This window comes from Pseudomonas sp. C11, from assembly GCF_034683865.1.
In the GTDB taxonomy this organism is placed as follows: Bacteria; Pseudomonadota; Gammaproteobacteria; order Pseudomonadales; family Pseudomonadaceae; genus Aquipseudomonas.
In genome coordinates, this window is the sequence record NZ_JAWIIP010000005.1 from 237,995 (window position 1) to 262,977 (window position 24,983).

The 24,983-nt window shown below is 64.6% G+C and carries 27 protein-coding genes; 11 read left to right on the top strand and 16 right to left on the bottom strand.

What is annotated here, in order from left to right; genetic code table 11:
* Positions 1-123 precede the first annotated feature (123 nt).
* Entirely contained in the window at positions 124-951 is an 828-nt protein-coding gene (locus VC352_RS10605; protein WP_322979524.1) for a sigma 54-interacting transcriptional regulator, read from the bottom strand.
* Between the two features lie 178 nt (positions 952-1,129).
* Positions 1,130-1,711: an alpha/beta hydrolase gene (locus tag VC352_RS10610; RefSeq protein WP_322979525.1), complete on the bottom strand. Its 582-nt coding sequence runs from the start codon at positions 1,709-1,711 to the stop codon at positions 1,130-1,132.
* A gap of 238 nt (positions 1,712-1,949) precedes the next feature.
* On the opposite strand from VC352_RS10610, the gene oscA reads away from it, so the two are divergent.
* From oscA to VC352_RS10635, 5 genes are all read left to right on the top strand, one after another.
* Positions 1,950-2,132, top strand: a complete 183-nt coding sequence (gene oscA, locus VC352_RS10615; protein ID WP_322979526.1) for a sulfur starvation response protein OscA — start codon at positions 1,950-1,952, stop codon at positions 2,130-2,132.
* 94 nt (positions 2,133-2,226) lie between these two features.
* The gene (locus VC352_RS10620) at positions 2,227-3,228 is read left to right on the top strand and encodes a sulfate ABC transporter substrate-binding protein (RefSeq protein ID WP_322979527.1); all 1,002 of its coding nucleotides are present in this window, start codon (positions 2,227-2,229) and stop codon (positions 3,226-3,228) included.
* A 79-nt stretch (positions 3,229-3,307) separates the two neighbouring features.
* On the top strand, positions 3,308-4,120 hold the full coding sequence (gene cysT, locus VC352_RS10625; RefSeq protein ID WP_322979528.1) for a sulfate ABC transporter permease subunit CysT: 813 nt from the start codon (positions 3,308-3,310) through the stop codon (positions 4,118-4,120).
* Between the two features lie 10 nt (positions 4,121-4,130).
* The gene (cysW, locus tag VC352_RS10630; RefSeq protein ID WP_322979529.1) at positions 4,131-4,997 is read left to right on the top strand and encodes a sulfate ABC transporter permease subunit CysW; all 867 of its coding nucleotides are present in this window, start codon (positions 4,131-4,133) and stop codon (positions 4,995-4,997) included.
* A 55-nt stretch (positions 4,998-5,052) separates the two neighbouring features.
* The gene (locus tag VC352_RS10635) at positions 5,053-6,045 is read left to right on the top strand and encodes a sulfate ABC transporter ATP-binding protein (protein WP_322979530.1); all 993 of its coding nucleotides are present in this window, start codon (positions 5,053-5,055) and stop codon (positions 6,043-6,045) included.
* 227 nt (positions 6,046-6,272) lie between these two features.
* On the opposite strand, the gene VC352_RS10640 is transcribed toward VC352_RS10635, so the two are convergent.
* Positions 6,273-6,965, bottom strand: coding sequence for a metalloregulator ArsR/SmtB family transcription factor (locus VC352_RS10640; protein ID WP_322979531.1), 693 nt, complete (start codon positions 6,963-6,965; stop codon positions 6,273-6,275).
* A gap of 144 nt (positions 6,966-7,109) precedes the next feature.
* Here VC352_RS10640 and VC352_RS10645 point away from each other — a divergent pair, with 144 nt between their 5' ends.
* Positions 7,110-7,850: a sulfite exporter TauE/SafE family protein gene (locus VC352_RS10645; RefSeq protein WP_322979532.1), complete on the top strand. Its 741-nt coding sequence runs from the start codon at positions 7,110-7,112 to the stop codon at positions 7,848-7,850.
* A 169-nt stretch (positions 7,851-8,019) separates the two neighbouring features.
* Positions 8,020-8,766 carry a hypothetical protein gene (locus tag VC352_RS10650; protein WP_322979533.1) on the top strand — a complete coding sequence of 249 codons (747 nt, stop codon included), beginning with the start codon at positions 8,020-8,022 and terminating at the stop codon, positions 8,764-8,766.
* 203 nt (positions 8,767-8,969) lie between these two features.
* Here the strand turns inward: VC352_RS10650 and VC352_RS10655 are convergent, their stop codons facing one another.
* Positions 8,970-9,494 carry a DUF962 domain-containing protein gene (locus tag VC352_RS10655; RefSeq protein WP_322979534.1) on the bottom strand — a complete coding sequence of 175 codons (525 nt, stop codon included), beginning with the start codon at positions 9,492-9,494 and terminating at the stop codon, positions 8,970-8,972.
* A 103-nt stretch (positions 9,495-9,597) separates the two neighbouring features.
* Here VC352_RS10655 and VC352_RS10660 point away from each other — a divergent pair, with 103 nt between their 5' ends.
* Positions 9,598-10,281: a Crp/Fnr family transcriptional regulator gene (locus VC352_RS10660; protein ID WP_322979535.1), complete on the top strand. Its 684-nt coding sequence runs from the start codon at positions 9,598-9,600 to the stop codon at positions 10,279-10,281.
* 60 nt (positions 10,282-10,341) lie between these two features.
* Positions 10,342-12,333 carry an alkaline phosphatase family protein gene (locus VC352_RS10665; RefSeq protein ID WP_322979536.1) on the top strand — a complete coding sequence of 664 codons (1,992 nt, stop codon included), beginning with the start codon at positions 10,342-10,344 and terminating at the stop codon, positions 12,331-12,333.
* Here the strand turns inward: VC352_RS10665 and VC352_RS10670 are convergent.
* Entirely contained in the window at positions 12,275-13,603 is a 1,329-nt protein-coding gene (locus tag VC352_RS10670; RefSeq protein ID WP_322979537.1) for an APC family permease, read from the bottom strand. The genes VC352_RS10665 and VC352_RS10670 overlap by 59 nt on opposite strands.
* A 252-nt stretch (positions 13,604-13,855) precedes the next feature.
* Complete coding sequence (locus VC352_RS10675; protein WP_322979538.1) at positions 13,856-14,671, bottom strand: carbon-nitrogen hydrolase family protein; 816 nt, start codon at positions 14,669-14,671, stop codon at positions 13,856-13,858.
* A 140-nt stretch (positions 14,672-14,811) separates the two neighbouring features.
* On the opposite strand from VC352_RS10675, the gene VC352_RS10680 reads away from it, so the two are divergent.
* Positions 14,812-15,594, top strand: a complete 783-nt coding sequence (locus tag VC352_RS10680) for a helix-turn-helix transcriptional regulator (protein WP_322979539.1) — start codon at positions 14,812-14,814, stop codon at positions 15,592-15,594.
* Positions 15,595-15,603: 9 nt separating this feature from the next.
* Here the strand turns inward: VC352_RS10680 and VC352_RS10685 are convergent, their stop codons facing one another.
* From VC352_RS10685 to dadA, 9 genes are all read right to left on the bottom strand, one after another.
* A complete protein-coding gene (locus VC352_RS10685; RefSeq protein ID WP_322979540.1) occupies positions 15,604-16,920 on the bottom strand; it encodes an FAD-binding oxidoreductase in 1,317 nt (438 codons plus the stop codon).
* 126 nt (positions 16,921-17,046) lie between these two features.
* Positions 17,047-18,414 carry a glutamine synthetase family protein gene (locus VC352_RS10690; protein WP_322979541.1) on the bottom strand — a complete coding sequence of 456 codons (1,368 nt, stop codon included), beginning with the start codon at positions 18,412-18,414 and terminating at the stop codon, positions 17,047-17,049.
* A 120-nt stretch (positions 18,415-18,534) separates the two neighbouring features.
* Complete coding sequence (locus tag VC352_RS10695; protein ID WP_322979621.1) at positions 18,535-18,696, bottom strand: hypothetical protein; 162 nt, start codon at positions 18,694-18,696, stop codon at positions 18,535-18,537.
* Between the two features lie 151 nt (positions 18,697-18,847).
* Positions 18,848-19,270 (bottom strand): c-type cytochrome, encoded by a 423-nt coding sequence (locus tag VC352_RS10700; RefSeq protein ID WP_322979542.1) that lies wholly within the window; start codon positions 19,268-19,270, stop codon positions 18,848-18,850.
* A 126-nt stretch (positions 19,271-19,396) separates the two neighbouring features.
* A complete protein-coding gene (locus VC352_RS10705) occupies positions 19,397-19,945 on the bottom strand; it encodes a sterol desaturase family protein (protein ID WP_322979543.1) in 549 nt (182 codons plus the stop codon).
* A gap of 138 nt (positions 19,946-20,083) precedes the next feature.
* A complete protein-coding gene (locus tag VC352_RS10710; protein WP_322979544.1) occupies positions 20,084-20,632 on the bottom strand; it encodes a cupin domain-containing protein in 549 nt (182 codons plus the stop codon).
* 295 nt (positions 20,633-20,927) lie between these two features.
* Positions 20,928-22,001: an alanine racemase gene (alr, locus tag VC352_RS10715; protein WP_322979545.1), complete on the bottom strand. Its 1,074-nt coding sequence runs from the start codon at positions 21,999-22,001 to the stop codon at positions 20,928-20,930.
* Positions 22,002-22,208: 207 nt separating this feature from the next.
* Positions 22,209-22,556, bottom strand: a complete 348-nt coding sequence (locus VC352_RS10720) for a RidA family protein (protein ID WP_013713456.1) — start codon at positions 22,554-22,556, stop codon at positions 22,209-22,211.
* 39 nt (positions 22,557-22,595) lie between these two features.
* On the bottom strand, positions 22,596-23,894 hold the full coding sequence (gene dadA, locus VC352_RS10725; RefSeq protein ID WP_322979546.1) for a D-amino acid dehydrogenase: 1,299 nt from the start codon (positions 23,892-23,894) through the stop codon (positions 22,596-22,598).
* 156 nt (positions 23,895-24,050) lie between these two features.
* Here dadA and dadR point away from each other — a divergent pair, with 156 nt between their 5' ends.
* Complete coding sequence (gene dadR, locus VC352_RS10730; RefSeq protein WP_017678280.1) at positions 24,051-24,539, top strand: transcriptional regulator DadR; 489 nt, start codon at positions 24,051-24,053, stop codon at positions 24,537-24,539.
* A gap of 36 nt (positions 24,540-24,575) precedes the next feature.
* Here dadR and VC352_RS10735 read toward each other — a convergent pair whose 3' ends face one another.
* Positions 24,576-24,929: a YkgJ family cysteine cluster protein gene (locus VC352_RS10735; protein ID WP_074677774.1), complete on the bottom strand. Its 354-nt coding sequence runs from the start codon at positions 24,927-24,929 to the stop codon at positions 24,576-24,578.
* Positions 24,930-24,983 lie beyond the last annotated feature (54 nt).

Here is a 24,983-nt window from a genome sequence, read left to right on the forward strand (position 1 = left end):
CGAAGCCCCGTAGAGCGTACTCGCGAAGCAGTACGCCGCACATCAGGCGGCACGAGGTCAAACCGGCGGACTGTTCGCTGACGCTACGAGCGGGCGGCGCCCCGGTTCGCCCTACGGCGTGGGTCACAAGTCGGAAAGGCCCGGAAGCTCCAGATGCTCGGGGCCAATCTCGCTGTTGCCGGCCAGCAGCAGGGCGAAGTGGATGACGTTCTCCAGCTCACGGGTATTGCCCGGCCAGCGGTGCGCCTCCAGCACTGCCTGCGCCGCCGGGTTGATGCCGGCGATGCTCAATCCCAGGCGCTGGGCATGGATACCCAGAAAGTACTCAGCCAACGGCAGGATGTCGCCGACCCGCTCACGCAATGCCGGAAAACGCAGCTGGCCGTCGCACAGGTAGGCGTACAGACGCTCATCGAAAGTGCCGACTGCCACCGCACGGGCCAGGTCGATGCTGCTCGCCGCCACCAGGCGCACGTCTACCGGCAACGCCTGGCTGGCACCGACGCGATACACCTCGCGGGTTTCCAGCGCGGCCAGCAGCTTGCTCTGCAACGGGCGTGAAAGATCGGCAATCTCGTCGAGGTAGAGCGTGCCGCCATTGGCCGAACCGAACCAGCCGGCACGGCTGCTGGCGGCCCCGACATGGGCTCCGCCGACATGCCCGAACAGCTCGGCCTCGCCCCATTGCGGGCTGATCGCCGCGCAGCTCACCGCCACGAACAGGCCGGCGCGCTCGCTCTGGCGATGGATGTAGCGCGCCAACAACTCCTTGCCGGTACCGGTCTCGCCAAGAATCAGCAACGGCTGGCCATTGCCCGCCAGCGCCTCGGCGTGCTCGCGCAGTTGGCGTGAACGGGCGTCGACGAATACCAGCGCCTTGGCACGGATGCTCAGCGGGCTCTTGTCCGAATCGGCGAAGGTCAAGGGTGGGAAGTCAGGTGGAAAACTCATGAGGTGCAGCTCCTGAGCCACACCTCGCCGGCGCAGCCTGTACGCGAATAAAAAATGCCTGGAGCAACTGCTCCGCTTTGGCCCGAAAGGTGGCGCCATGGCTGGCAGGCGATAAAAAAGAGCAGGCGGCTGCCTGGCCCGACCCTGCTCCGGAAAAGGTAACGCCGTGATGACTCGCTCAGGCGCGCAGCCGCGCCTGCTGCTCGATGCGGCTCTGCAGGCGGTAGAGATAACCGAAGCCCTGCTCCCAGTAACGATGCCCGGACTTCACGTTGATATGCCCGGCACCGGTCAGAATCGCCGCCTCGCTACCCCAGGCGCGTGCCAGCTCCAGGGCGCGCAGGGCGCTGGCTGCGGCATCGTTGTCGGAGCCCACCAGCAGGCTGGGAAAGGGCAGCAGATCACGCGGTATCGGCGCGAAATTGCGCAGCGCTTCGGGGCAACCCGGCCGCTCGACATCGGCTGGTGCCACCAGCAGGGCACCGCGCACACGGCGCAACAGTTCGACCGGCGCCTGCGCCGCCCAGTGCGCCACCGTCACGCAACCCAGGCTATGGGCGATGAGAATGAGCGGACGCGGATCGGCAGCAATCGCCTGGTTCAACGCGGCGACCCAGTCGCCACGTTGCGGATTGAGCCAGTCCTGCTGCTCGACCCGCGCACTGTTGGGCAGGCTGCGCTGCCAGTGGCTTTGCCAATGCTCATCGGGTGAGCCCTGCCAACCTGGCAGGATCAGATAACGGATTGCTTCGCTGGCCATGACGGCGCCTCCTTGAATCGAATGGCGTCAGTCTAGGCGGCGTAAAACAATGACAAAAAGAATAAGAAATTCTTTGCTTATTCCATAAACCAATCAAATCCCGCAGCATTTTATATTTCCAAAATGCATATAAATGTTCTTAAACAGTATTTTTAAGAATATTTCAGCCTCTCTACTATCCGCTCCACGCCAACGTCGCCCCCGCCGCCGTGGCGACCCATTCACAAGGAGCCTGGAAATGAGCGCCACTCTGAGAAACCTGGAAGGTCAGGATGAAGCCGTCATCCTCCGCGAGATCCAGACCGCCCTGCATGGCCTGAAATTCGGTTCGGTGGAAATCACCGTACATAACGGCCAGGTCGTGCAGATCGAGCGCAAGGAAAAGATCCGCCTGCAACAGCCGAACACCAAGAACAGCTGACAGAACACCGCCTCCCATGATGCAGCCCGACTGGACCACCAGAGGGCTAGAACCTACGCCAACACAAGAATCTATCCCGTTTAGGAGCTGCACCATGTCCATTCGCCGTTTTGCCCTGGCCGCGCTGGCCAGCACCCTGATCGCCGGCCCGGCCATCGCCGAGCCGCTGCTCAACGTGTCCTACGACCCGACCCGCGAGCTGTACGTCGAGTACAACGCCGCCTTCAACAAATTCTGGCAAGCGCAGGGCAACCCGGCCGTCGCCATTCAGCAGTCCCACGGTGGCTCGGGCAAGCAGGCCCGCGCAGTGATCGATGGCCTGCGTGCCGACGTGGTGACCCTGGCGCTGTCCGGCGATATCGATGCGCTCAACCTCAACCAGCAGTTGATCGACCCGAACTGGCAGGCGCGCCTGCCGGACAACAGCACGCCGTACACCTCGACCATCGTGTTCCTGGTGCGCAAGGGCAACCCGAAGGGCATCAAGGACTGGAATGACCTGGTGAAAGAGGGCGTGGAAGTCATCACCCCGAACCCGAAAACCTCCGGCGGCGCCCGCTGGAACTTCCTCGCCGCCTGGGCCTATGCCCGCGAGAAGTTCGGCAGCGAAGACAAGGCTCTGGAGTTCGTCACCGAGCTGTACCGCCACGCCCCGGTGCTGGATACCGGCGCCCGTGGCTCGACCATCAGCTTCGTCCAGCGTGGCCTGGGTGACGTACTGCTGGCCTGGGAAAACGAGGCCTACCTGTCGCTGGCCGAAGAAGGCGGCGACCAGTTGGAGATCGTCACCCCGTCGCTGTCGATCCTCGCCGAGCCGCCGGTGGCGGTGGTCGATGCCAACGTCGACCGCAAGGGCACCCGCAAAGTGGCCGAAGCCTACCTGGAGCACCTGTACAGCGAAGAAGGCCAGCGCATCGCCGCGAAGAACTTCTACCGCCCACGCAACGAGAAAGTCGCCGCCGAGTTCAAGGGTCAGTTCCAGGATCTCAAGCTGGTGACCATCGACAAGGACTTCGGCGGCTGGAAACAGGCACAGCCCAAGTACTTCGACGATGGCGGCGTGTTCGACCAGATCTTCACCAAGATCAACCAGTAACCCGGCTCGACCGCTCGATGCCCTGCAACCTCCGGGTTGTGGGGCGTCGTGACTCTGGACCTGTACAAAAGGACACCCCATGTCTCGTCGAACTTCCCCGGTCATACCCGGCTTCGGGCTGACCCTGGGCTACACCATCACCTACCTGGCGTTGATCGTGCTGATTCCGCTGGGGGCGATGTTCCTCTTCTCGCTGCAGCTGACCGGCGAACAGTGGTGGGCATTGCTCAACAATCGCCAACTGCAGTTCTCGCTGAAACTCTCGTTCGGCACAGCACTGGCCGCCGCCCTGCTCAATGGCATTCTCGGCACCATCATCGCCTGGGTGCTGGTGCGCTACACCTTCCCCGGCCGGCGCATCATCGATGCCATGGTCGACATGCCGTTCGCCCTGCCCACGGCCGTGGCCGGCATCGCGCTCACCGCGCTGTACGCACCCAGCGGCCTGATCGGCTCGCTGTTCCCCTTCAAGATCGCCTACACGCCGCTGGGCATCACCCTGGCACTGGTGTTCGTCACTCTGCCGTTCGTGGTGCGTACCTTGCAGCCGGTACTGGCCGATATTCCCAAGGAAGTCGAGGAAGCCGCCGCCTGCCTGGGCGCCAAGCCGCTGCAGGTGTTCCGCCACATCCTGCTGCCAAGCCTGCTGCCGGCCTGGCTGACCGGCTTCGCCCTGGCTTTCGCCCGTGGCGTCGGCGAGTACGGCTCAGTGGTGTTCATCGCCGGCAACATCCCGCTGAAGACCGAGATCCTGCCGCTTTTGATCGTCTCCAAGCTGGATCAGTACGACTACCCGGGCGCCACCGCCATCGGCGTGATCATGCTGGTGGTGTCGTTCATCCTGCTGCTGCTGATCAACATCCTGCAGCGCCGCATCCAGCCGCAACTCTGAGGAGCCCGTCATGAGCCTTGCAACCCTTGGCCAGAGTGCGGCTGCGCGCCCGGCCAGCCGCTCCGTCGGCGCCATCATCCTGATCATCATCGCCTGGGCAGTATTTGCCGCGATTCTCGTGTTGCCGCTGTACATGGTGGTGACCCAGGGCCTGAGCCGTGGCCTGGAGGTTTTCTGGCAGGCGATCAGCGAGCCGGACGCCATCTCGGCGCTGAAGCTGACCCTGCTGGCCACCGCCATCTCCGTGCCACTGAACCTGGTGTTCGGCGTCGCCGCAGCCTGGGCGGTGACCAAGTTCGAGTTCCGCGGCAAGAGCATCCTGATCACCCTGATCGACATGCCCTTCTCGGTGTCGCCGGTGGTCGCCGGCCTGATCTACGTGCTGCTGTTCGGCTCGCAGAGCGTGCTCGCGCCGTATCTCGACTCGCAGAACCTGCAGATCGTCTACGCCGTGCCCGGCATCGTCCTGGCGACCATCTTCGTCACCTTCCCCTTCGTCGCCCGCGAGCTGATCCCGCTGATGGAGGAACAGGGCACCACCGAGGAAGAGGCCGCGCGCCTGCTCGGTGCCAACGGTTGGCAGATGTTCTGGCATGTCACGCTGCCTAACGTAAAATGGGCGCTGATTTACGGCGTGGTGCTGTGCACCGCCCGTGCGATGGGCGAATTTGGCGCAGTTTCGGTGGTTTCCGGGCATATCCGCGGTTACACCAACACCTTGCCGCTGCACATCGAGATTCTCTACAACGAGTACAACATCGTCGCTGCCTTCAGCGTGGCGATCCTGCTGCTCGTCATGGCCCTGGTGGTGCTGCTGCTTCGCCAATGGAGCGAGGCGCGTCTGAGCCGCCAGCTACAAGCCGATCGAGAAGACTGATAGCCGTAGCGCCGCCTGAACGCGGCCCGGCCCACGGAACCACCAGGAATAAGCCATGAGTATCGAAGTCACAGGCGTCAACAAGCAGTTCGGCCAGTTCAAGGCGCTGAACGAGATCAACCTGAGCATCCAGAGCGGCGAACTGGTCGCCCTGCTCGGCCCGTCCGGCTGCGGCAAGACCACCCTGCTGCGCATCATCGCCGGCCTGGAAACCCCGGACAGCGGCAGCATCGGCTTCCACGGCGAGGACGTGTCCGAGCATGACGTGCGTGATCGCAACGTCGGCTTCGTATTCCAGCACTACGCGCTGTTCCGCCACATGACCGTGTTCGACAACGTCGCCTTCGGCCTGCGCATGAAGCCCAAGCGCGAGCGCCCGAGCGAGGCGAAGATCGCCGAGAAGGTGCACGAACTGCTCAATCTGGTGCAACTCGACTGGCTCGGCGACCGCTACCCGGAGCAGCTCTCCGGCGGCCAGCGCCAGCGTATCGCCCTGGCCCGCGCCCTGGCGGTGGAGCCGAAAGTGCTGCTGCTCGACGAACCCTTCGGCGCGCTGGATGCCAAGGTGCGCAAGGAGCTGCGCCGCTGGCTGGCACGCCTGCACGAGGAAGTGCACCTGACCAGCGTATTCGTCACCCACGACCAGGAAGAAGCCATGGAAGTGGCCGACCGCATCGTGGTGATGAACAAGGGCGTGATCGAGCAGATCGGCACCCCGGCCGAGGTATACGAAAACCCGGCCAGTGACTTCGTCTACCACTTCCTCGGTGACGCCAACCGCCTGTACGTCGGTGGCGACCACCACGTCCTGTTCCGCCCGCACGAGGTCGACCTGTCCAGCGAACCGAGCCCGGAGCACAAGGCCGGTGAAGTGCGCGACATCCGCCTGCTCGGCGCGATCACCCGCATCACGCTGAAGGTCGAAGGCCAGGACGAACTGATCGAGGCCGAGGTGGCCAAGGATCACGTCAGCCTGGACAACCTCGCCCGCGGCACCACCCTGTACTTCAAGCCCAAGGGCGGCAAGCCGGTCAGCGCCTCGGCCTGAAGCCACACCTGTAGGAGTCGCGCCCGGCGACGAAAAGCTTCGCCCCGGGGCGGGGCTCCTACAGGCAATACATTGGCCACCTGAGTACGAAAGCCGTACATAGTGGACGTAGGGCGGGTGTAACCCGCCACCCAAGACGGCGGGTTTCACCCGCCCTACCTGAGAGTCCGGCGAGAAATTCGACACGGCCCTAGCACGCCGGATCGCCCCCCGCCCCCCCTACGAAGCTACAAAGCCGCGATCGCCATGATCGCCCTACGCCCCTGCGGCGACACCTGCAACGCACGCGACTCCTTGCTGCGCCGCAGCCAACCCTCGCCTTCGCACAGACTCAGCAACGCCGCGCCCAATGCACCGCCCAGATGCGGCTTGCGCTCGCTCCAGTCCGGGCAGGCACACAACCGCTGGCGACGTTGGCGGCTGACCTGCTGCAAATCGATACCCAACGCCTGCAGCCCCAGCTCGCCGCTGGCGGTCAGCTTCAGCGCTCCGCCATCCTCGCTCAACCAGTCAGCCGCACACATCCGTGCAAACACACCGACCGCCAGCTCGCCGGCCAGATGGTCGTAGCAGGTGCGCGCCTCGCGCATGGCCAGCGGCGTACCGCGCGAGGCAGGTACCGCACGCGCTTGTCGCGGCTGTGCAGCCAGTGCAGCGCTGGCCAGGGCCTCCACCAGTTGCCCAACCTCTGGCCCGGCCAGGCGGTAATAGCGATTGCGCCCATGGCGTTGCTGCGCCAGCAGGCCGCCCTCGACCAGCTTGGCCAGGTGCGCGCTGGTCGAGGACGGGGACAATCCAGCCAGCAAGGCCAGCTCTCCGGCCGGGCGCGCACTGCCATCCATCAGCGCCCAAACCATGGCAGCGCGCCCCGCGTCGGCAAGCAACGCAGCAATCGAACTGAAACCCGGTGCGTATTCCATCGTTCACCTCATGACGAAACATGGCGTGCAGCAAAGGTGGATACTGGCAGGCAACTTCAGCCAGAGCCAGCCAGGGAGAATGCCGATGCTCACCGTGATCTTCAAAGTCGAGGCCAAGCCTGGCCAGCAGCAGGGAACGATGCGATGACTGAATACCTGCCGTTGATTCTCGTCACCTTCCTGCTCGCCGGCATGGTCAAGGGCGTGGTCGGCCTCGGTCTACCAACCATCGCCCTCGGCCTGCTCAGCCTGATCATGGCGCCGCTACAAGCTGCCGCGCTGCTGATCATCCCGTCGATGGCGACCAACATCTGGCAACTGTGCGACGGCCGCAGCCCGCTGCCGATGCTGCGCCGCCTGTGGCCAATGCTGCTGGGCATCCTGTTCGGCACGCTGCTGGTCGCCGGCCTGCTGCAGAGTCTCGATCTGCCCGGCGCCAGCCGCTGGCTGGGCGCTGCCCTGGTGCTCTACGCATTGCTCGGTTTGGCCAAGGTGCACTTTCGCGTGGAGCGAGCCAAGGAAGCCTGGCTAGGCCCGCTGATTGGTGCCATCACCGGGGCGATCACTGCGGTGACCGGCGTGTTCGTGATCCCTGCCGTGCCCTACCTGCAGGCCATCGGCCTGGAGAAGGACGACCTGGTGCAGGCACTGGGGCTGTCGTTCAGCGTTTCCACCCTGGCACTGGCGGTTGCCATCGGCCACAGCGGCGAACTGTTGCAACCGGCGGTGCTCGGCCTCTCCGCCCTGGCGCTGCTGCCCGCCCTGCTGGGCATGGTCGCCGGCCAATGGCTGCGCAAGCGCATCAGCGCGGAGCGCTTCAAACGCTGGTTCTTCATCGGCCTGCTGTTGCTCGGCGCCAACCTGGCGCTGCGAGGGCTGGTCTGAAACGAAGTGGCGTCGAACACCTGCGCCGCTTCCGATAAAACGACCGAACGGCCGCGATTTCCGACGAAATCACTCTTTTGGCTCATGCTCCGGCTGGCAGCGCGCATTACTCTTGACGCGGCGTCGCTGACGCCCATACCGCTCACAACAATAACAAGGAGCACCCCGAATGCAGCGTCATGCCGTGCTGCGCCGAGCGTTCGTCTGGACGCTGGGCATTCTCGCCGGGCTTTCGCCCATCACCTTCGCCGAAGCCATCACCCCGCAGGAACAGATTCAGGTCAACGCCAGTCGTGCCACCAGCAGCCTGCTGCTGTTACGTGGCGAAGGCTTCCAGAAGGCGCACCTGCAGCGCCTGGAAGCCGATCTCGCGGCGCTGGCCGCGGACATGCAGGGTATGAAAGACAATGCCGAGTTGAACCAGGCCCACCAGGCGCTGGTGACCCAGTTGCGCAATGGTGTCAGCTACGGCCCTGGCGATGAGCATGTGCCGTGGCGCTACCCCGAGGATCTGAGCCGCTCTCTGCGCGACTTTCTCGCCATTGCCCGCACCCTGCCGCGCGCACAGGGTGACGACAGCGAACTGGCGGCCAAGATCGAGTACCTCGGCGTGCAGTACCTGGCGCGTTCGTACATGGGCACCTTCGAGATCGCCCGCGAACAGCCGGACACCTACCTGGGGCAGGATGAACGCCTGCTGCTGCCTGCCATCGACACGCAACTGGCGCCCCTGGATGACAAGCAGGATCCGCAGGTGGCCAAGCTCAAGACTCGCTGGGGCTACCTGCGCGCCGCCCTGGCCGATATGAACAGCAAGAGCAGCGCGCTGATCAGCGTGTCCGGCCGCCCCTTCGCGCCGATCACCGTGGATCGGCACACGCGCGCGCTGACCACGCAGTGGATGGACATGTTCTAGGCTCTGTACGAAAAGTCGTCGAGCGAAGGTCAGGCGAGGCAAAAACAGGTGAGGAAGCGGAGTTTACGAGCTGTAAATGAGCATTCCGAACCTGTTTTTAACGAAGCATCACCGAGTGCAGGCACTTTTCGTACAGAACCTAGCGAGGCTCGCGGCTGAGCCCTGCGCCTATGGGAGGGGCTTCAGCCGCGACAAACCAATGCTCAGGCCAGCGCCTTCTTCTCGCGAATGCAGGTCGGGCCGGCGATCTCCACCACGGCGTGTTCGACCTCCTTGCGCAGGCCGAGCAGGAAGGCCGCCTCGGCCACCACGAACAGCGGCCCGACAATCAGCCCCATGACATCGTCGACGAACGCCGGCTTGCGCCCCTCGTAGTAATGGCCGACGAACTGGATGACCCAGCCGACCACGAACAGGCCAAGGCCCGCCGACAGCCAGGCGGCCGTGCTCGCCACCGCCAGCTTGGCGGCGCACCACAGGCAGAGCAGCAACAGGCCGCTCATGACCAGGCCGAAGCGGCCGTCCAGACGCAAGTAGAACAGCGCCGCAGCCAGTGCCGTCAGGGTCGCAGGTGCCAGCCACAGACCGGCCAGCTCGAAACCGGGGCGCGACAACAGCACGGCCACGGCCAGTACGATCATGGGGATGCCGATGAAGTGGCTGGCGATGTTGCGGCGGTCACGGTGATAGGCCGCATACTGGGCCAGGTGATCGACGAGGGTTTTCATTGTTATCGTCCTCAGCAGTGATACAGGCCGGGGCATCATCCCTCTGCCCAGCACCGTCCCTCTGTCAGCTAGCCGACAATGCCGACCAACCGCAGGAGTCACCATGCCCGATGCCCACGCCCACCTCGCACGCCTGCTGCAGGGCCACTGGTTCGCCGCGCTGCCGCAGGTGCTGCGCGATGCCCTGCTGGCCATGGCCCAGGTGCAGCGCCTCGACGCCGGCCAGCGGCTGTTCCGCCGTGGTGACAAACCCAGTGGGCTGTATGCGGTGGTCGAGGGCGCGGTGCGTATCGGCGCCGTCAGCGAGAGCGGCAAGGAAGCGCTGCTGACCCTGGTCGAGCCGCCCTACTGGTTCGGCGAGATCTCCCTGTTCGATAACCTGCCGCGCACCCACGATGCTTTCGCCGAGAGCGCCAGCACCCTGCTGCTGTTGCCGCAGACCGAGCTGCTCACCCTGCTCGAACGCCAACCGCAGCATTGGCGCGACTTCGCCCTGCTGATGAGCCACAAGCTGCGCCTGGCGTTCCTCGCCCTGGAAGACATGAGCCTGCTGCCCGCCGCACCACGCCTGGCCCGGCGCCTGCTGCTGATCGCCGAGAACTACGGCGAAGGCGAGCCGCGCCAGGTGCTGCACCTGGCCCAGGAACAACTCGCGCTGATGCTCTCGCTGTCACGCCAGACCACCAACCAGATCCTCAAGGAGCTGGAAGCCCAGGGCATCGTGCGCCTGACCTACGGCGAGATCGAGATCCTCGACCTGCAGCGCCTGCGCCAGGCCGCCTGCTGAACCGCTGGCCTCCTGCCACTGTCGAGTATCAGTCTTTTTGCCTCCGGATCTAGCGCTTCGATGACCGACCACCCGCACATGCCCTTGCCCGATGTCCTCGCCGGCCCGCTGCTGCGGCGCCTGGAGCCCGGCCGCCTGGTGTTGTGGCTGGTGGCCAGCCGCGAACTGAGCCTGCAGCTTTGGCTGCGGCCCGAAGGCGAAGCGCCGCGCAGCCTGATGCTCGATGAACACTGCCAGCGCCTGCCGCTGGGCCACCATGCCGTACTGCACCTGATCGACCTGCCGCTGCAGCAGGCCCTGCCGCAGGACGTGCGCATCGCTTACGACCTGCAGATCGTCGAGGACAACGCCGCACGCGGCCTGGCCGACTGGGCGCCGCACCTGCTCTACGACGGCGCCGAACACGCCGACTTCGTCCTGCGCTCACGGGTCGACCAGTTGCTCCATGGCTCCTGCCGCAAACCGCATCATCCGGCGACCGACGGCCTGCTCTGCGCTGACCGCCTGCTGGCCGAGCCCCACGACGCCACGCAGCGCCCCGCCCTGCTGCTGATGAGCGGCGATCAGGTGTACGTCGACGACGTCGCCGGGCCGATGCTCTGTGCCATCCACCAGTTGATCGCCCGTCTCGGCCTGTTCGACGAACAGCTCGAAGGCGCCGTGGTCGAGGACAGCCAGGCGCTCTACGCCACACCGGTCGGCTACTACCAGCGCGCTGAGCTGCTGCCCGCGCTGAAGAGCAACCAGACCCTGCGCGACAAGTTCTTCGGCGGTGTGGAAAAACCCATCTTCACCAGCAGCAGCGCCGACAACCACCTGGTGACCTTCGCCGAGATGATCGCCATGTACCTGCTGGTTTGGTCGCCGGTGCCCTGGACGCTGATCGAGGAAAGCCAGCCGCCGCTGAGCGAAGAACATCAGCAACGCTACGCCGACGAACGCCAACGCATCGATGCCTTCCGCCAGAACCTCGGCCAGATTGCCCGGGCACTCGCGCACTTGCCGACGCTGATGATCTTCGACGACCACGACGTCACCGATGACTGGAACCTCTCCGCACGCTGGGAAGAGACCGCCTACGGCCACCCCTTCTCCAAGCGCATCATCGGCAACGCCCTGCTCGCCTACCTGTTGTGTCAGGGCTGGGGCAACCATCCGGATGCCTTCGAACAACCGCTGCAAGCCTGCTCCAGGCTGTTAAAGGCGCGCCAGGACAACCACCTGAATGCCAAGGCGCAGGACGAACTGATCGACACCCTGCTGCACTTCGAGCACTGGCACTACGTGCTGCCCACCACGCCGGCGCTGCTGGTGCTCGATACCCGCACGCGGCGCTGGCGCAGCGAGGGGCACCTGTCCAAGCCCTCGGGGCTGATGGATTGGGAGGCATTGTGCGAGTTTCAGCAGGCACTGCTCGACCACCCCAGTTGCATCATCGTCTCGCCGGCGCCGATGTTCGGCGTGAAGCTGATCGAAGGCATCCAGAAACTCTTCACCCTCGCCGGCCACCCGCTGATGGTCGATGCGGAGAACTGGATGGCCCATCGCGGCGCGGCCAGCGTGATGCTGAACATCTTCCGTCACTCACGTACACCGAGAGACTTCGTCATCCTTTCCGGCGACGTGCACTACTCCTTCGTCTACCGCGTGCGCATCCGCCACCGTCGCGCCAGCCCGACCATCTGGCAGATCACCAGCAGCGGCATCAAGAACGAATTCCCGGCCAAGCTGCTGGACTGGTTCGACCGCCTCAACCGCTGGCTCTACGCGCCCTGGTCGCCGCTCAACTGGCTGACCAAGCGCCGGCGCATGCGCGTCAGCCCAATGATTCCGGATCGCAGCCGCTCGGGTGAACGGCTTTGGAATGGCGCGGGGCTCGGCCAGGTGTTCTTCGACGATCAGGGCCGGCCCAAACGCATCCTTCAGCTCAATGCCGATGGCTCAAAGCCGGTGACCTTCGTCGCCGAGCGCGAATCAGGCCCGGCCACGCAACTCAGGCATCGGCATCATCGAACTGCAGCTCCGGCGGACGGCGACGGAAGCCTCCGGTGAGCCAGGCCAGGTACAGGCCACCGATCACCAGCCAGGCGCAGCCGAGCATGATCGCCAGGCGATCCAGGCTGACCATCAGCCACAGCGTTGCCAGCAGACCCAGCGCCGGGCACAGCAGGTAGCGCAGCAGCTGCAGCGGGCCGCGCGCCTGTGGCTGGCGGGCGAAGTGCACGATCACCGAGAGGTTGACCAGGCTGAAGGCGAGGAAGGCGCCGAAGTTGATGAAGGACGTCGAGGTGGTGACGTCCAGCTTCAGCGCCAGCAAGGCCACCACCGCGCACACCAGGATGGCACCCACCGGGGTGCCGAAGCGCGGGCTCAGGGTGCCGAGCAGGGCACGCGGCAACACGCCATCGCGGCCCATGGCGTACATCAGGCGCGAGGCACTGGCCTGGGCCGACAGACCCGAGGTGAACTGGCCGACGATCAGGCCGATGAGGAAGAACGACACGAACAGATCGCCGCCGATGTTGCGGGCGATCTCGTAGGCCGCCGCATCGCTGCTCTCGAACACGATGGACGGGTGCGCCAACTGCACGAAGTAAGCAGTGACCACGAAGATCAGCCCGCCGATCAGGGTGATCAGCAGGATCGCTCGCGGGATGGTGCGCTGCGGCTCATGGGTTTCCTCGGTCAGGGTGCTGACCGCATCGAAACCGAGGAAGGAGTAGCAGGCCACTGCCGCGCCGGCCATCACCAACGACAGGTTCATGCCTTCACCGATGAAGGGTTCGAGCGACCACAGCGGCTTGCTCGCATCGCCCAGCACGTAATGCACGCACAGCACGACGAAGGCCAGCAGCACGAGGAACTGCACCAGCATCAGCACGCCGTTGATGCCCTTGGCCAGGCGCAGGCCGATCACGTTGATCAGGCTGGTGACCAGGATGAAAGCCAGCACCCACAGCGCCTGCGGCACCTCGGGGAAGGCCGAGTGCAGGTAGGCCGCGCCGATCAGCCAGATGGCCATGGGCAGGAACAGGTAGTCGAGCAGCACCGACCAGCCGGCGATGAAGCCCAGGTGATCGTTGATGCTGCGGCGCACGTAGCTGTAGGCCGAGCCGGCCACCGGAAACAACGCGGCCATGCGTGCATAACTGAGCGCGGTAAAGAGCATCGCCAGCGAGGCGGCGACGTATGCGGCGGGCACCGCGCCACGGCTGATCTCGGCGAGGATGCCGAAGGTGCCAAGAACGATGATGGGTGTCATGTAGGCGATGCCGAAGAGCACCACCGCCCCCAGTGAGAGGGATCGTTGCAGACGAGCCATTACTTGCTACTCCCGTTTTTTAAATTGTTATGGCAGAGCCGAAGTCGGCGAAGAACAGGCGCGGCTGGGCCGCAGCGGGCACTTCATTGGCGCCCGTCTATAAGAACCTGTTCACGATCTGCTGCGCGTCGGCCCTACTTCGTTAAAAACAGGCTCGGACTGCTCATTTACAGCTCGTAAACTCCGCGTCCTCGCCTGTTTTTACCTTGTATGGCTCTAGCTCGCGAGATCGTGAACAGGTTCTGAGAAAAGTCAGGGGATCAACAGCTCACGTAAACCGCTGTCGTGCTCGACACGCTGGCCGGGCATCGGCATACGGCGCTCATCCAGGTAGCGGTAGTCGCGGCGCGCTTCGGCCAGACGCTGGAAATCCAGCTCGATGGTCTGCCGGCACGGCTCGCGGCCGGCCTCCAGCAGCAGGGTGCCGGAGGGATCGACCACCGCGCTGCCACCGGCGAACACCAGGCCGCCATCACCCTCGCCGACGCGATTGGTCATCACCGCATAGGCCTGGTTCTCCATGGCCCGCGCCATGATCGCGGTGCGGTGGGTCGGCCCGTAGGGATCCATATTGCCGTTGGTGACGATCAGCAGCTCGGCGCCCAGCTCGCCCAGGGCGCGGGCGCTTTCCGGGAATTCGATGTCGAAGCACACCAGCAGGCCGACGCGCACGTCATCCAGTAGCGCCGTGGCGTAGCGGTCGCCCGGCTCGAATACGCCGCGATCAGATGCCCACAGATGGGTCTTGCGGTACTTGAGCACGAGGTCATCGCCGTCGAGCAGCACCGTGGTGTTGTAGAAGCGGCCGTTGTCGTTCTCGGCGATGCCGATGGCCACAGCCAGGTTGCGTTCACGGGCGGCGCGGTGGATCGCCTGCAGGCTCGGGCCATCCAGCGGCTCGGCCAGGGCGGCGATGTTCTCGGCAGTGGGGAAGCCGGTCAGGTAGGTTTCCGGGAAAACCACCAGACGGGTGCCCGCCGCGCAACCGGCGATGGCCTCCAGCGCGGCAGCGAGGTTGTAGGCGGTATCGCCATCACGGCCAGCGAGCTGGACGAGTTCGACTTGCATGACAGGGCTCCGATTCTTGTTGTTGCACGACGCGCGGCGGCTACCCAGAATGCCGGCAGCCATCCGCCAGGGTTCGAGTATGGAGACAGGGTCGCCCGGGCGAAATCACGCACGTGGGGTAACCCCCAGAGGGTAGAGGCATGACCATGACCTTGCACGACATCGCCTTTCACCGCAGCGTAGGCGAACTCATCGACGCCCTGCCCAGCCCGCACTTCTGGCGCGCCCTGGTGCGCACGCTGGGGCAATACGTGGCGCACGACAGTTGGGTGGCGCTGATCTTCAGCGAGGGGCGGCCACAGGTGCTGGCCGAATGCGCCGGCGACGACGGCGAGCCCGACCTGCTGTTCCAGGATTACCTGCGCGGCCTGTACCTGCTCGACCCCTTCTACATCGCCAGCCGCGAAGGCCGCCGCGACGGCCTGGTGCGTCTGGCTGACGTGGCACCCGAGTGCTTCGAGCAGACCGACTACTTCCGCCGTTACTTCAGCCTCAACGTGGTGGCCGACGAGGTACAGATCAACCTGCCGCTGCCAGGCGAGCGCACCCTGTGCCTGTCGCTGGGCTCGCGCCAGGCCTTCCGCCCGGAACAGATCGCCCTGCTCAGCCTGGTGCAGCCCTGGGTCACCGCGCTGATGCGCCAGCGCCTGGCGTTCGAACCGGAGCCGGGCGAACCCAGCGCCCCGCCGCCCTGGCAGGAGCGTCTGGAACAGATGGCCCGGCAAGTGGAAACGGCGCTGACCGGGCGCGAACTGGAAGTGGTACGACTGATGCTCAGCGGCCACTCCAGCAAGGAAGTGGCGCGCAAGCTGGCGATCTCGGCGGAGACCGTGAAGGTGCACCGCAAGCACGTCTACAGCAAGCTGGGGATCAAGTCGCAGTCGGAGCTGTTTGCGTTGTTTTTGCAGGCGCAGGGTGGCTAATGCCGGTGGTCAGCGCAGCTTCTCCAGCATCTGGTAGTACCACATGCCGGCGGCCAGCATCGGGTTGCCGAGCTGGTCGCCGAGCGGCACCTTGATGTGTTTGCAGGCGGCGAAGGTGTCGTACTGTTCCAGGTCACCGGTGATGGCCTTGGCCATGATCTCGCCCATGATGTGGGTGGTCGCCACGCCGTGGCCGGAGTAGCCCTGGCAGTACCAGACGTTGGACGAGAGCTTGCCCAGTTGCGGGATGCGGTTCATCACGATGCCCATGGCGCAGCTCCACTGGAAATCGATCTGCACGCCCTTGAGCTGTGGGAAGGTGCGCTCGATGCACGGGCGCAGCTCGCCGGCGATGTCGCGTGAGTCGCGCCCGGAGTAGTTGGCACCGCCGCCGAACAGCAGGCGGCCATCGCCGGTCAGGCGGTAGTAATCGAGCACGAAGCGGCAGTCGTACACCGCGAGGTCATGCGGGTTGATCGCCTCGATCAGCTCGGCGCCTAGCGGCGCGGTGGTAACGATGCCGCCCATGGCCGGGAAGATCAGGCCCTTGAGTTTGCGCCGCTCCAGCTTGTGGTAGACGTCACCGGCCAGCAGCACCTGCTTGGCCTCGATGCGCCCGCCCGTGGTGACCACTGCCGGACGCGGCCCGTGGACGATATCCAGCACTTCGGAGTGCTCGAAGATCAGCGCGCCCAGGCTCTCGGCGGCCTTGGCCTCGCCGAGGCACAGGTTGAGCGGGTGCAGGTGCATGTTGCGGGTGTTTTTTAGCGCACCGCAGTACAGCTCGCTGCCCAGTTGCGCACGCACGCCAGCGGCGTCGAGCAGGGTGACATCGGCTTCCATGCCACGACGCAGCGCTTCGTCGTAGGTCGCCTTGAGCTCGTCCATATGGCTGGCTTTCATCGCCGTATGCAGGTGGCCATGCTTGAGGTCGCAGTCGATGCCGTACTTGGCCACGCGGCTCTTGATGATTTCGTGACCGCGCCAGCGCAGGTGCCAGATGAAGTCGTCCACCTCGTCGCCCAGCGTGTTGCGCATCTGCTTGCGCATGGCCTCGTCGCCGGAGAGGCTGCCGGTGACCTGGCCGCCGTTGCGCCCGCTGGCGCCCCAGCCAACCTTGTTGGTTTCCACCACGGCGACCTTGAGGCCGCGCTCGGCCAGCTCCACCGCCGTGGCGATGCCGGTGAAACCGCCACCGATGATGGCCACGTCGACGGTGACACTGCCCTGCAGGGTCGGGTAGTCGCTCTCGAAATTGAGCGAGGCCGAGTAGTAGGACGGCGCGCGCTCGGCGGCGGGTTTGGCGGGTTGCTTGATCGTGTTCATTGCATGTCCTTGGGGTGCGTTTGCACCGATGAATCTATTGTCGCGGCTAAAGCCCCTCCCACGGAACGGGGGGTATGGGTGTCCTGTGGGAGGGGCTTCAGCCGCGACTTCTGCAAATCAGGGCCATCAGGCGTTGCTCAGGTACCAGCGCCAGTCCTGCTCACCGACCTCGCCCATGAACTGGCGATACTCGGCACGCTTGACCGCCAGATACACCTTGAGGAAGTCAGCGCCAAAGGCATCGCGCGCCCAACTGGACTGCTCCAGCGCCTGGATCGCCGCCGACCACTGGGTCGGCAGGTACTCGGTGGCCTGGGCGTAGCCATTGCCTTCGATTGGCGCGCCGGGGTCGAGCTGGTCACGAATCCCCCGGTGAATTCCGGCGAGGATCGCGGCGGCGGCGAGGTAGGGGTTGGCGTCGGCGCCACAGATGCGGTGTTCGACGTGCCGGGTATTGGCCGGGCCGCCCGGTACGCGCAGGCTGACGGTGCGGTTGTCCACACCCCAGGTCGGCGCCAGCGGCGCATAGCTGTTGGCCTGGAAGCGCCGGTAGGAGTTGGCGTTGGGGCAGAACAGCAGCAGCGAATCGAGCAGGCTGGCGAGCATGCCGCCTACAGCCTCGCGCAGCAGCGGCGTACCGGCCGGATCTTCGCTGGCAAAGAGGTTGTTGCCCTGCGCATCGGCCAGGCTGACGTGCATGTGCATGCCAGTGCCAGCCAGGTGATCGAACGGCTTGGCCATGAAGCAGGCCTGCATGCCGTGGCGGTGCGCCACGCCCTTGACCAGGCGCTTGTAGCGCACCGCCTGATCCATCGCTGCCAGCACCGGGCCGTGCTCCAGGGTGATTTCCACCTGCCCGGGGGCGTATTCGGAAATCGCCGTGCGCGCGGGAATGCCCTGCGCCTTGCAGGCGGCATAGAGGTCGCGCAGGAACGGCTCGATCTGCTCCAGTTCGCGCAGACCGTAGACCTGGGTCTGCCGTGGGCGGCCGCCGTCTGCGTCCAGCGCCGGTTGCGGGCGCCCCTCGGCATCGCGCTTCTGGTCGAGCAGGTAGAACTCCAGCTCGCAGGCCATCACCGGGTAATAACCCTCGGCTTCGAGCTGCTCGATCACGCGGATCAGCAACTGGCGCGGGTCGGCCGGGGTGGCCGGCAGGCCTTCGGTGGGGTGCATCGACACCTGCACGGCAGCGGTGGGCATCTGCCGCCAGGGCAGGCGCACCAGGCTGCCGGGCAACGGGTAGGCGCGGCAGTCGATATCGCCCACCTCCCAGACCAGGCCGGAGTCCTCGACATCCTCGCCCTGGATGGACAGGCCGAGCATGGTGCTCGGCAGCGGTCGGCCACTCTGGTACAGCGCCAGCAATTCCTCGCGGTGCAGCAGCTTGCCGCGCGGCACGCCATTGGCGTCGAGGATGAACAGCTCGATCAGCTCGATATCGGAATTATTCGTCAGGAAGTCCTGAGCTTCCTGCACGGGGGCGAAAGTCGTCATGTTGCGCTCGCTTGCGCCAGTTGGGCGCTCAATGTCCGCACGGCCCGCTCGATCTCGAACAGGTTGCACAGGCAGACAAACGGGTATCAGCGGCTGCGGGCATGGCGCAGCCATCGGTATTCAGCGGGCGAGGACGACATCCGGCGGGCGCGCGTGGCGGCAATGCCACAAGGCCCAGAAGGCGAGGATGATGGTCAGCAGCGGATTGAGTCGTTCCAGCAAACGACGCCGCGCGGGGGCACGGTGCTGCTGGGGCATGGCACGACAGGCTGGGGAACTCATGGCTAGGCAGCGTCGCACAGGCCCAGAGATGCGTTAAATCGAATTTTACAGACGTTCGGATTGCAGCCCGCTAAACAATCGAGCCGCGCACTGCCGAACGGCACGCACAAAAAAGCCGCCTATGGGGCGGCTCTTCTCGGAAGCGTCGGTCTTACAGGCCGGACATCTTCTTGATGGCGCCACGCAGCTCGTCTTCCGAGCAATCGGCGCAGGTGCCTTTCGGCGGCATGGCGTTGATACCGGAAATGGCCTTGGCCAGGATGCCGTCGAGGCCGCCCTGGTGGTCGGCGCGGTCTTTCCAGGCAGCGGTATCGCCGATCTTCGGCGCGCCCAGCACACCGGTGCCATGGCAGGCATTACAGTGCTTGGCAATGATGTCATCCGGGGTGCGCGCGCCACCGCCAGCAGTTGCGGCGACGGTACCGACGCCCTTGCACTCCTGGCCCATGACACACACTTCACCGACCGGCTTGAGGCGTTCGGCGATGGCTTCATCGGTCGTGGCCTGAGCAGTCACTGCCCACAGGGCCAATACGGCAGTCGGTACTGCCAGCATTTTCTTCATCAGATTCACGGTACACCCTCTTCGTGGCTAGTCACGCCCGCGGCCACGGTTTCGCGAGCGGGCGACAGTATAACGGTTAGCCGGTCAGGCCGAAACAATCCAGATTGTCGCAGACTTCTGCCCACAGAGGCAGGCTTAGCGGGCCTTGCTGCCAACACCCTCGGACAGCTCGGCATGACTTACCGCCACGTAGGTGCCCAGGATGTGATCCCAGAGCGGAGAAGAGACGCCGAAGTTCTTTTCCACTCCGCGCTGATGGTGCAGGTCGTGGTTGCGCACCAGGCCGGGGATGAAGCGATAGAGCGGATGCTCAGGACGGTGCATGACGTAATGCACGCTGATATAGGCCAGATAGCCCAGCATGACGCCAGCGATCAGCGAGGCCATGCCCAGAGCCTGGAAAAGCACCACCAACGCCAGGAACGCCGCGCTGGTCTTCCAGCTGGAAATGCCGATCAACGCCAGCACATCGACGTGATGCGTCCAGTGTTCCCGGCGATACAACGAATGGAAGAGGAAACGATGCATGGCGTATTCGACGAAGCTCCAGATCAATACGCCGGCCACCATCTGCCAGAACAGAACGGGCCCGATCAGCAACGCCACCATGATCAGCAGCGGGACGGTGAAAAAGTCGAGGTAATAGGCGAGCGAAGAAATCAACCACTTGTTGCTGGCTGCCATGCTGCAGGCTCCTTGCCGTACCGGCGCAAGGCCGGTTCTGTCCATTGAATGAGGACGCCATTCTAGCGCTTGGGCCGCTGATGCAGGCTCGACCCGTTAACGGATCGAGCCGGTTGCAATCAGGCAAAAGGAGCGAGCTTAGAAGTTCGCTGGCGAGGTGGCACTGATCAGGCGCGCCGGCACATCGAAGGGGTTGCGGAAACGGTGCGGCTTGCTGCTCTCGAAGTAGTAGCTGTCGCCCGGCTCCAGCACGAACACCTCGTTGCCGACGGTCAGCTCCAGGCGGCCTTCGACCAGCATGCCGGCCTCTTCGCCCTCGTGGGCGTACATGTCGTCGCCGGTGTCGGAACCCGCTGGGTAGGTTTCATCGAGAAAGGCGATGGCCCGGCTCGGATGCGCCTTGCCGATCAGCTTCATGGTGATGGCGCCGCTGCAGATATCGGTAAGCTCGGCCGCCCGGTAGACCACCTGGGTCTGATTCTCCTGCTCCAGATCGAGGGAGAAGAATTCCACCAGGGACATGGGAATGCCGCTGAGCACCTTTTTCAGCGAGCTGATCGAGGGACTGACGCTGTTCTTCTCGATCATCGAGATGGTGCTGTTGGTGACACCCGCACGCTTGGCGAGTTCACGCTGGGATAGACCTTTGAGCTTACGAATCGATTGCAGGCGAACGCCGACGTCCAATGCTGTTGCCCTCCCTTAAGGGGTGGATGCGGAAAAGTGTCCGTATCATGGCATAGCGTTCGGAATTTACAACGCCTGCGTGCAGACTCTCCTACAGGGTGCCTCTAAAAACGTAGGCGAGGCAGCCAGCGCAATACCGATGGCGGCCCCGCAAAAACAGGCGAAAAACGGTCGGAGTCGCGCTCGACTTTACGCGCTGTAAATGAGCATTTTGATCGGACTCGCGCACGAGCCTGTTTTTAACGCAGCGATGGCAACGCAGATAGTTTTTAGAGGTGCCCTACAGGCGGCGAAATCAGCCGCCCGTGTACTGCAGAGGCACCCGCCGCAGGTTGCAGAAGATCTGGTAGGGAATGCTGCCCGCCGCCGTGGCAACATCGCTGGCCAATACCTGCTTGCCCCAAAGCTCGACGCGGCTGCCCAGGCCCGCCTGCGGCAGATCGGTGAGGTCGACGGTGAGCATGTCCATCGACACACGCCCGATCAGACGCGTCAGTTGGCCGTCCACCGCCACCGGCGTGCCGGTTGGCGCATGGCGCGGATAACCATCGGCATAGCCCATGGCGACCACGCCGACGCGGGTCGGCCGCTCGGCGATGAAACGCGCGCCATAGCCCACCGGCTCCCCCGCTGGCAGTTCACGCACGCTGATGACCTTCGATTCCAAGGTCATCACCGGCTGCAGGCGCGCGGCCTGTTCCTGCGCCTCTTCGAACGGGGTGGCGCCATACAGCATGATGCCGGGGCGCACCCAGTCGCTGGGTACCTGGGGCCAGCCCAGCAAGGCCGGCGAGTTGCGCAGGCTGACCTCGGCGGCGAGTCCTTCGCGTGCTTGCTGGAATACTGCCAGTTGCTCGGCGGTGCGACCGCAGTCGAGTTCGTCAGCGCGGGCGAAGTGGCTCATCAATACGATCTTGCTGACCTTGCCGCTGGCCAGCAGGCGGCGGTAGGCAGCCTGGTACTCGGCCGGATGCAGACCGACGCGGTGCATGCCGGAATCCAGCTTGAGCCAGACAGTCAGCGGCTTGCGCAGTTGCGCCTGTTCGATGGCCTCGATCTGCCACTGGGCATGCACCACGCACCACAGTTCATGCTGGTCGATCAGTGCCAGCTCATCGGCCTCGAAGAAGCCTTCGAGCAGCAGGATCGGTGCGCTGATACCGGCCTCACGCAGCACCAGTGCTTCTTCGATGCAGGCCACGGCAAAACCGTCGGTCTCATCCTGTAGCGCCTGCGCGCAACGTACCGCACCATGCCCGTAGGCATCGGCCTTGACCACGGCCAGGGCGCGCGCGCCGCTCAGCTCGCGGGCCATTCGGTAGTTGTGACGCAGGGCATCGAGGTCGATCAGGGCACGGGCAGGGCGCATGGTTCGTTATTTCTCACTGCTTCGCTGGTTTCGCAGCCCGGAAACAATCCGGGCCACACGCTATAAAAAAAGCCCGGCAGGGGAAGCCGGGCGAGAAGCCAACACAAAAAATTGTCTGGAACAATTTTTGACGTCGCCCAGCGACGGCCCGTAAGGGCGGCCGCCAAGGATGGCGGGCCGTAAAAAACTGTTCCGATGGTGGTCGCCTCAGACGGCCGCCACCACGCACATTTCCACCAGTACTTCAGGCTTGTACATCTTCGCCTCGACGCAGGCGCGGGCCGGCGCATGGCCGTCGGCAACCCAGGCGTCGTACTCGGCGTTGAGGCCGTCATAGTCGGCCATGTCCTTGAGGAAGATGGTCAGCGAGAGGATCTTGCTCTTGTCGCTGCCACCCTCGGCCAGCATCTTGTCGATGTTGGCCAGGGTCTGGCGGGTCTGCTCGCGGATGTCACCGTCGAAGTCGTCGGCCAACTGGCCGGCGAGGTAAATCGTGCCGTTGTGGATCACCACTTCGCTGTAGCGTTTGGCCACATGCAGGCGCTGGATCGACATGCTGCGAATCTCCTTTGAATTTCCGGGCCGCGCAGCCTATCAGGTGCGCAGCGGCTGCGGTGCGCTGTGCACTTCGCGAGCCTTGCGCGAGTAACGCGAGATATCCAGGCCATCAGCGCTGATCTGCGGGCGCTTGTTGGCCATCAGGTCGGCCAGCAGACGACCGGAACCGCAGGCCATGGTCCAACCCAGGGTGCCGTGACCGGTGTTGAGGAACAGGTTGCGGTAGGCGGTGGCGCCGACGATCGGGGTACCGTCGGGCGTGGCCGGGCGCAGGCCAGTCCAGAAATCGGCGCGCTGCAGATCACCGCCTTCCGGGTAGAGGTCGGAGGTGATCATCTCCAGGGTTTCGCGACGACGCGGATTGAGCGACAGGTCGAAACCGGCGATCTCGGCCATACCGCCGACGCGGATGCGACCGTCGAAGCGGGTGATGGCGACCTTGTAGGTCTCGTCGAGAATGGTCGAGGTCGGCGCCATGTCCGGGTTGGTGATCGGCACGGTCAGCGAGTAGCCCTTGAGCGGATACACCGGAGCTCGGATACCCAGCGGCTTGAGCAGTTGCGGGCTGTAGCTGCCGAGGGCGAGCACGTAACGATCAGCGGTTTCCAGCTTGCCGTCGATCCATACACCGTTGATACGGTCGCCCACGGCGTCCAGGCGCTGGATGTTCTGGCCGAAACGGAACTCGACGCCGAGCGCCTTGGCCATGTCCGCCAGCTTGGTGGTGAACATCTGGCAGTCGCCGGTCTGGTCGTTGGGCAGACGCAGAGCGCCGGCCAGCTTGTGCTTGACGCCAGCCAGGGCCGGTTCGACGCGGGCGATGCCGTCGCGGTCGAGCAGCTCGAACGGTACACCGGAGGCTTCCAGCACGGCGATGTCCTTGGCGGCGGCATCGACCTGGGCCTGGGTGCGGAACAACTGGGTGGTGCCGAGCTGGCGGCCTTCATAGGCGATGCCGGTCTCGGCACGCAGCTCGTCGAGGCAGTCGCGGCTGTACTCGGACAGGCGCACCATGCGCTCCTTGTTGATCGCATAGCGGCTGGCAGTGCAGTTGCGCAGCATCTGCGCCATCCACAGGTACTGGTCGACGTCACCGGTAGCCTTGATCGCCAGCGGCGCGTGCTTTTGCAGCAGCCACTTGATGGCTTTCAGCGGCACGCCCGGAGCGGCCCAGGGCGACGCGTAGCCGGGGGAAACCTGGCCAGCATTGGCAAAGCTGGTTTCCAAGGCCGGGCCATCCTGGCGGTCGACCACCACCACCTCGAAGCCTTGACGGGCGAGGTAGTAAGCACTGGCGGTACCAATCACACCGCTGCCGAGAACCAGAACACGCATGTTTTTCTCCCCGCCGCGCCCAAGGCACGTGCGTTACAGGCCACTGTTGTAGATGGGCGCAGTATAGAAAGAGCCATGCAGTGCTTTTCACCATATACATAGCTATATTTGGCGAGAATTCTTGGCAAAAAGCCGTTTTACAGAGGCGGATTCCCCATGAGAACCCAGCATCAAAGCCGTCGTGAACTGGACAAGATAGACCGCAACATCCTCCGTATCCTGCAGGAGGATGGGCGCATCAGCTTCACCGAACTGGGCGAGCGCGTGGGCCTGTCGACCACGCCCTGCACCGAGCGTGTACGCCGCCTGGAGCGCGAAGGCATCATCATGGGCTACCACGCCCGCCTCAACCCGCAGAACCTCAAGGCCAACCTGCTGGTGTTCGTCGAGATCAGCCTGGACTACAAGTCCGGTGACACCTTCGAGGAGTTCCGCCGCGCCGTGCTCAAACTGCCGCACGTGCTGGAGTGCCATCTGGTGTCCGGTGACTTCGACTACCTGGTGAAGGCGCGCATCAACGAGATGGCCAGCTACCGCAAGCTGCTCGGCGACATCCTGCTCAAGCTGCCGCACGTGCGCGAGTCGAAGAGCTATATCGTCATGGAAGAGGTGAAGGAGAGCCTGGCGCTGCCGGTGCCGGAGTGAAGCGCATGCCGTGCGCGTAGGCGATGCCGCTGCGTTCTACACCAGCCGTTGCCGCGTCGTGGCGATCAGCCGGTGCACCTGACGCTCCACTGCCGGCTCGATCGGTTGCTCCGGCCCACGGCCATGCGGGCATGGCAGGTTCGGCGTGGTGCCGAACAGGCGGCAGATCAGCGGGCGCTGGTCATACACCTCACAGCCGTTCGGCCCCAGGTGCACGCAGTTGTACTCGGCCAGGGCCGCATCGTGTTCGGCATCGCTTTTCACCGGCAGGCGCGCCAGCTCTTCGGACGATGCCGTGACCGGCCCGCAGCAGTCGTGGCAGCCCGGCACGCAGTCGAAGCGCGGAATCTGCCGGCGCAGGTGGTCGATCTTGCGGTCGGTGCAGCTCATCGTCGGGCATCCTGAAGTGATGGCGACCAGTTTACTGCCAGGCGCCCCGATGTC

Excerpts from the sequence above, each read along its gene's own strand:
- VC352_RS10605 (WP_322979524.1), bottom strand. The coding sequence starts at position 951 with ATGAGTTTTCCACCTGACTTCCCACCCTTGACCTTCGCCGATTCGGAC.
- VC352_RS10610 (WP_322979525.1), bottom strand. The coding sequence starts at position 1,711 with ATGGCCAGCGAAGCAATCCGTTATCTGATCCTGCCAGGTTGGCAGGGC.
- oscA (WP_322979526.1), top strand. The coding sequence starts at position 1,950 with ATGAGCGCCACTCTGAGAAACCTGGAAGGTCAGGATGAAGCCGTCATC.
- VC352_RS10620 (WP_322979527.1), top strand. The coding sequence starts at position 2,227 with ATGTCCATTCGCCGTTTTGCCCTGGCCGCGCTGGCCAGCACCCTGATC.
- cysT (WP_322979528.1), top strand. The coding sequence starts at position 3,308 with ATGTCTCGTCGAACTTCCCCGGTCATACCCGGCTTCGGGCTGACCCTG.
- cysW (WP_322979529.1), top strand. The coding sequence starts at position 4,131 with ATGAGCCTTGCAACCCTTGGCCAGAGTGCGGCTGCGCGCCCGGCCAGC.
- VC352_RS10635 (WP_322979530.1), top strand. The coding sequence starts at position 5,053 with ATGAGTATCGAAGTCACAGGCGTCAACAAGCAGTTCGGCCAGTTCAAG.
- VC352_RS10640 (WP_322979531.1), bottom strand. The coding sequence starts at position 6,965 with ATGGAATACGCACCGGGTTTCAGTTCGATTGCTGCGTTGCTTGCCGAC.
- VC352_RS10645 (WP_322979532.1), top strand. The coding sequence starts at position 7,110 with ATGACTGAATACCTGCCGTTGATTCTCGTCACCTTCCTGCTCGCCGGC.
- VC352_RS10650 (WP_322979533.1), top strand. The coding sequence starts at position 8,020 with ATGCAGCGTCATGCCGTGCTGCGCCGAGCGTTCGTCTGGACGCTGGGC.
- VC352_RS10655 (WP_322979534.1), bottom strand. The coding sequence starts at position 9,494 with ATGAAAACCCTCGTCGATCACCTGGCCCAGTATGCGGCCTATCACCGT.
- VC352_RS10660 (WP_322979535.1), top strand. The coding sequence starts at position 9,598 with ATGCCCGATGCCCACGCCCACCTCGCACGCCTGCTGCAGGGCCACTGG.
- VC352_RS10665 (WP_322979536.1), top strand. The coding sequence starts at position 10,342 with ATGACCGACCACCCGCACATGCCCTTGCCCGATGTCCTCGCCGGCCCG.
- VC352_RS10670 (WP_322979537.1), bottom strand. The coding sequence starts at position 13,603 with ATGGCTCGTCTGCAACGATCCCTCTCACTGGGGGCGGTGGTGCTCTTC.
- VC352_RS10675 (WP_322979538.1), bottom strand. The coding sequence starts at position 14,671 with ATGCAAGTCGAACTCGTCCAGCTCGCTGGCCGTGATGGCGATACCGCC.
- VC352_RS10680 (WP_322979539.1), top strand. The coding sequence starts at position 14,812 with ATGACCATGACCTTGCACGACATCGCCTTTCACCGCAGCGTAGGCGAA.
- VC352_RS10685 (WP_322979540.1), bottom strand. The coding sequence starts at position 16,920 with ATGAACACGATCAAGCAACCCGCCAAACCCGCCGCCGAGCGCGCGCCG.
- VC352_RS10690 (WP_322979541.1), bottom strand. The coding sequence starts at position 18,414 with ATGACGACTTTCGCCCCCGTGCAGGAAGCTCAGGACTTCCTGACGAAT.
- VC352_RS10695 (WP_322979621.1), bottom strand. The coding sequence starts at position 18,696 with ATGAGTTCCCCAGCCTGTCGTGCCATGCCCCAGCAGCACCGTGCCCCC.
- VC352_RS10705 (WP_322979543.1), bottom strand. The coding sequence starts at position 19,945 with ATGGCAGCCAGCAACAAGTGGTTGATTTCTTCGCTCGCCTATTACCTC.
- alr (WP_322979545.1), bottom strand. The coding sequence starts at position 22,001 with ATGCGCCCTGCCCGTGCCCTGATCGACCTCGATGCCCTGCGTCACAAC.
- VC352_RS10720 (WP_013713456.1), bottom strand. The coding sequence starts at position 22,556 with ATGTCGATCCAGCGCCTGCATGTGGCCAAACGCTACAGCGAAGTGGTG.
- dadA (WP_322979546.1), bottom strand. The coding sequence starts at position 23,894 with ATGCGTGTTCTGGTTCTCGGCAGCGGTGTGATTGGTACCGCCAGTGCT.
- dadR (WP_017678280.1), top strand. The coding sequence starts at position 24,051 with ATGAGAACCCAGCATCAAAGCCGTCGTGAACTGGACAAGATAGACCGC.
- VC352_RS10735 (WP_074677774.1), bottom strand. The coding sequence starts at position 24,929 with ATGAGCTGCACCGACCGCAAGATCGACCACCTGCGCCGGCAGATTCCG.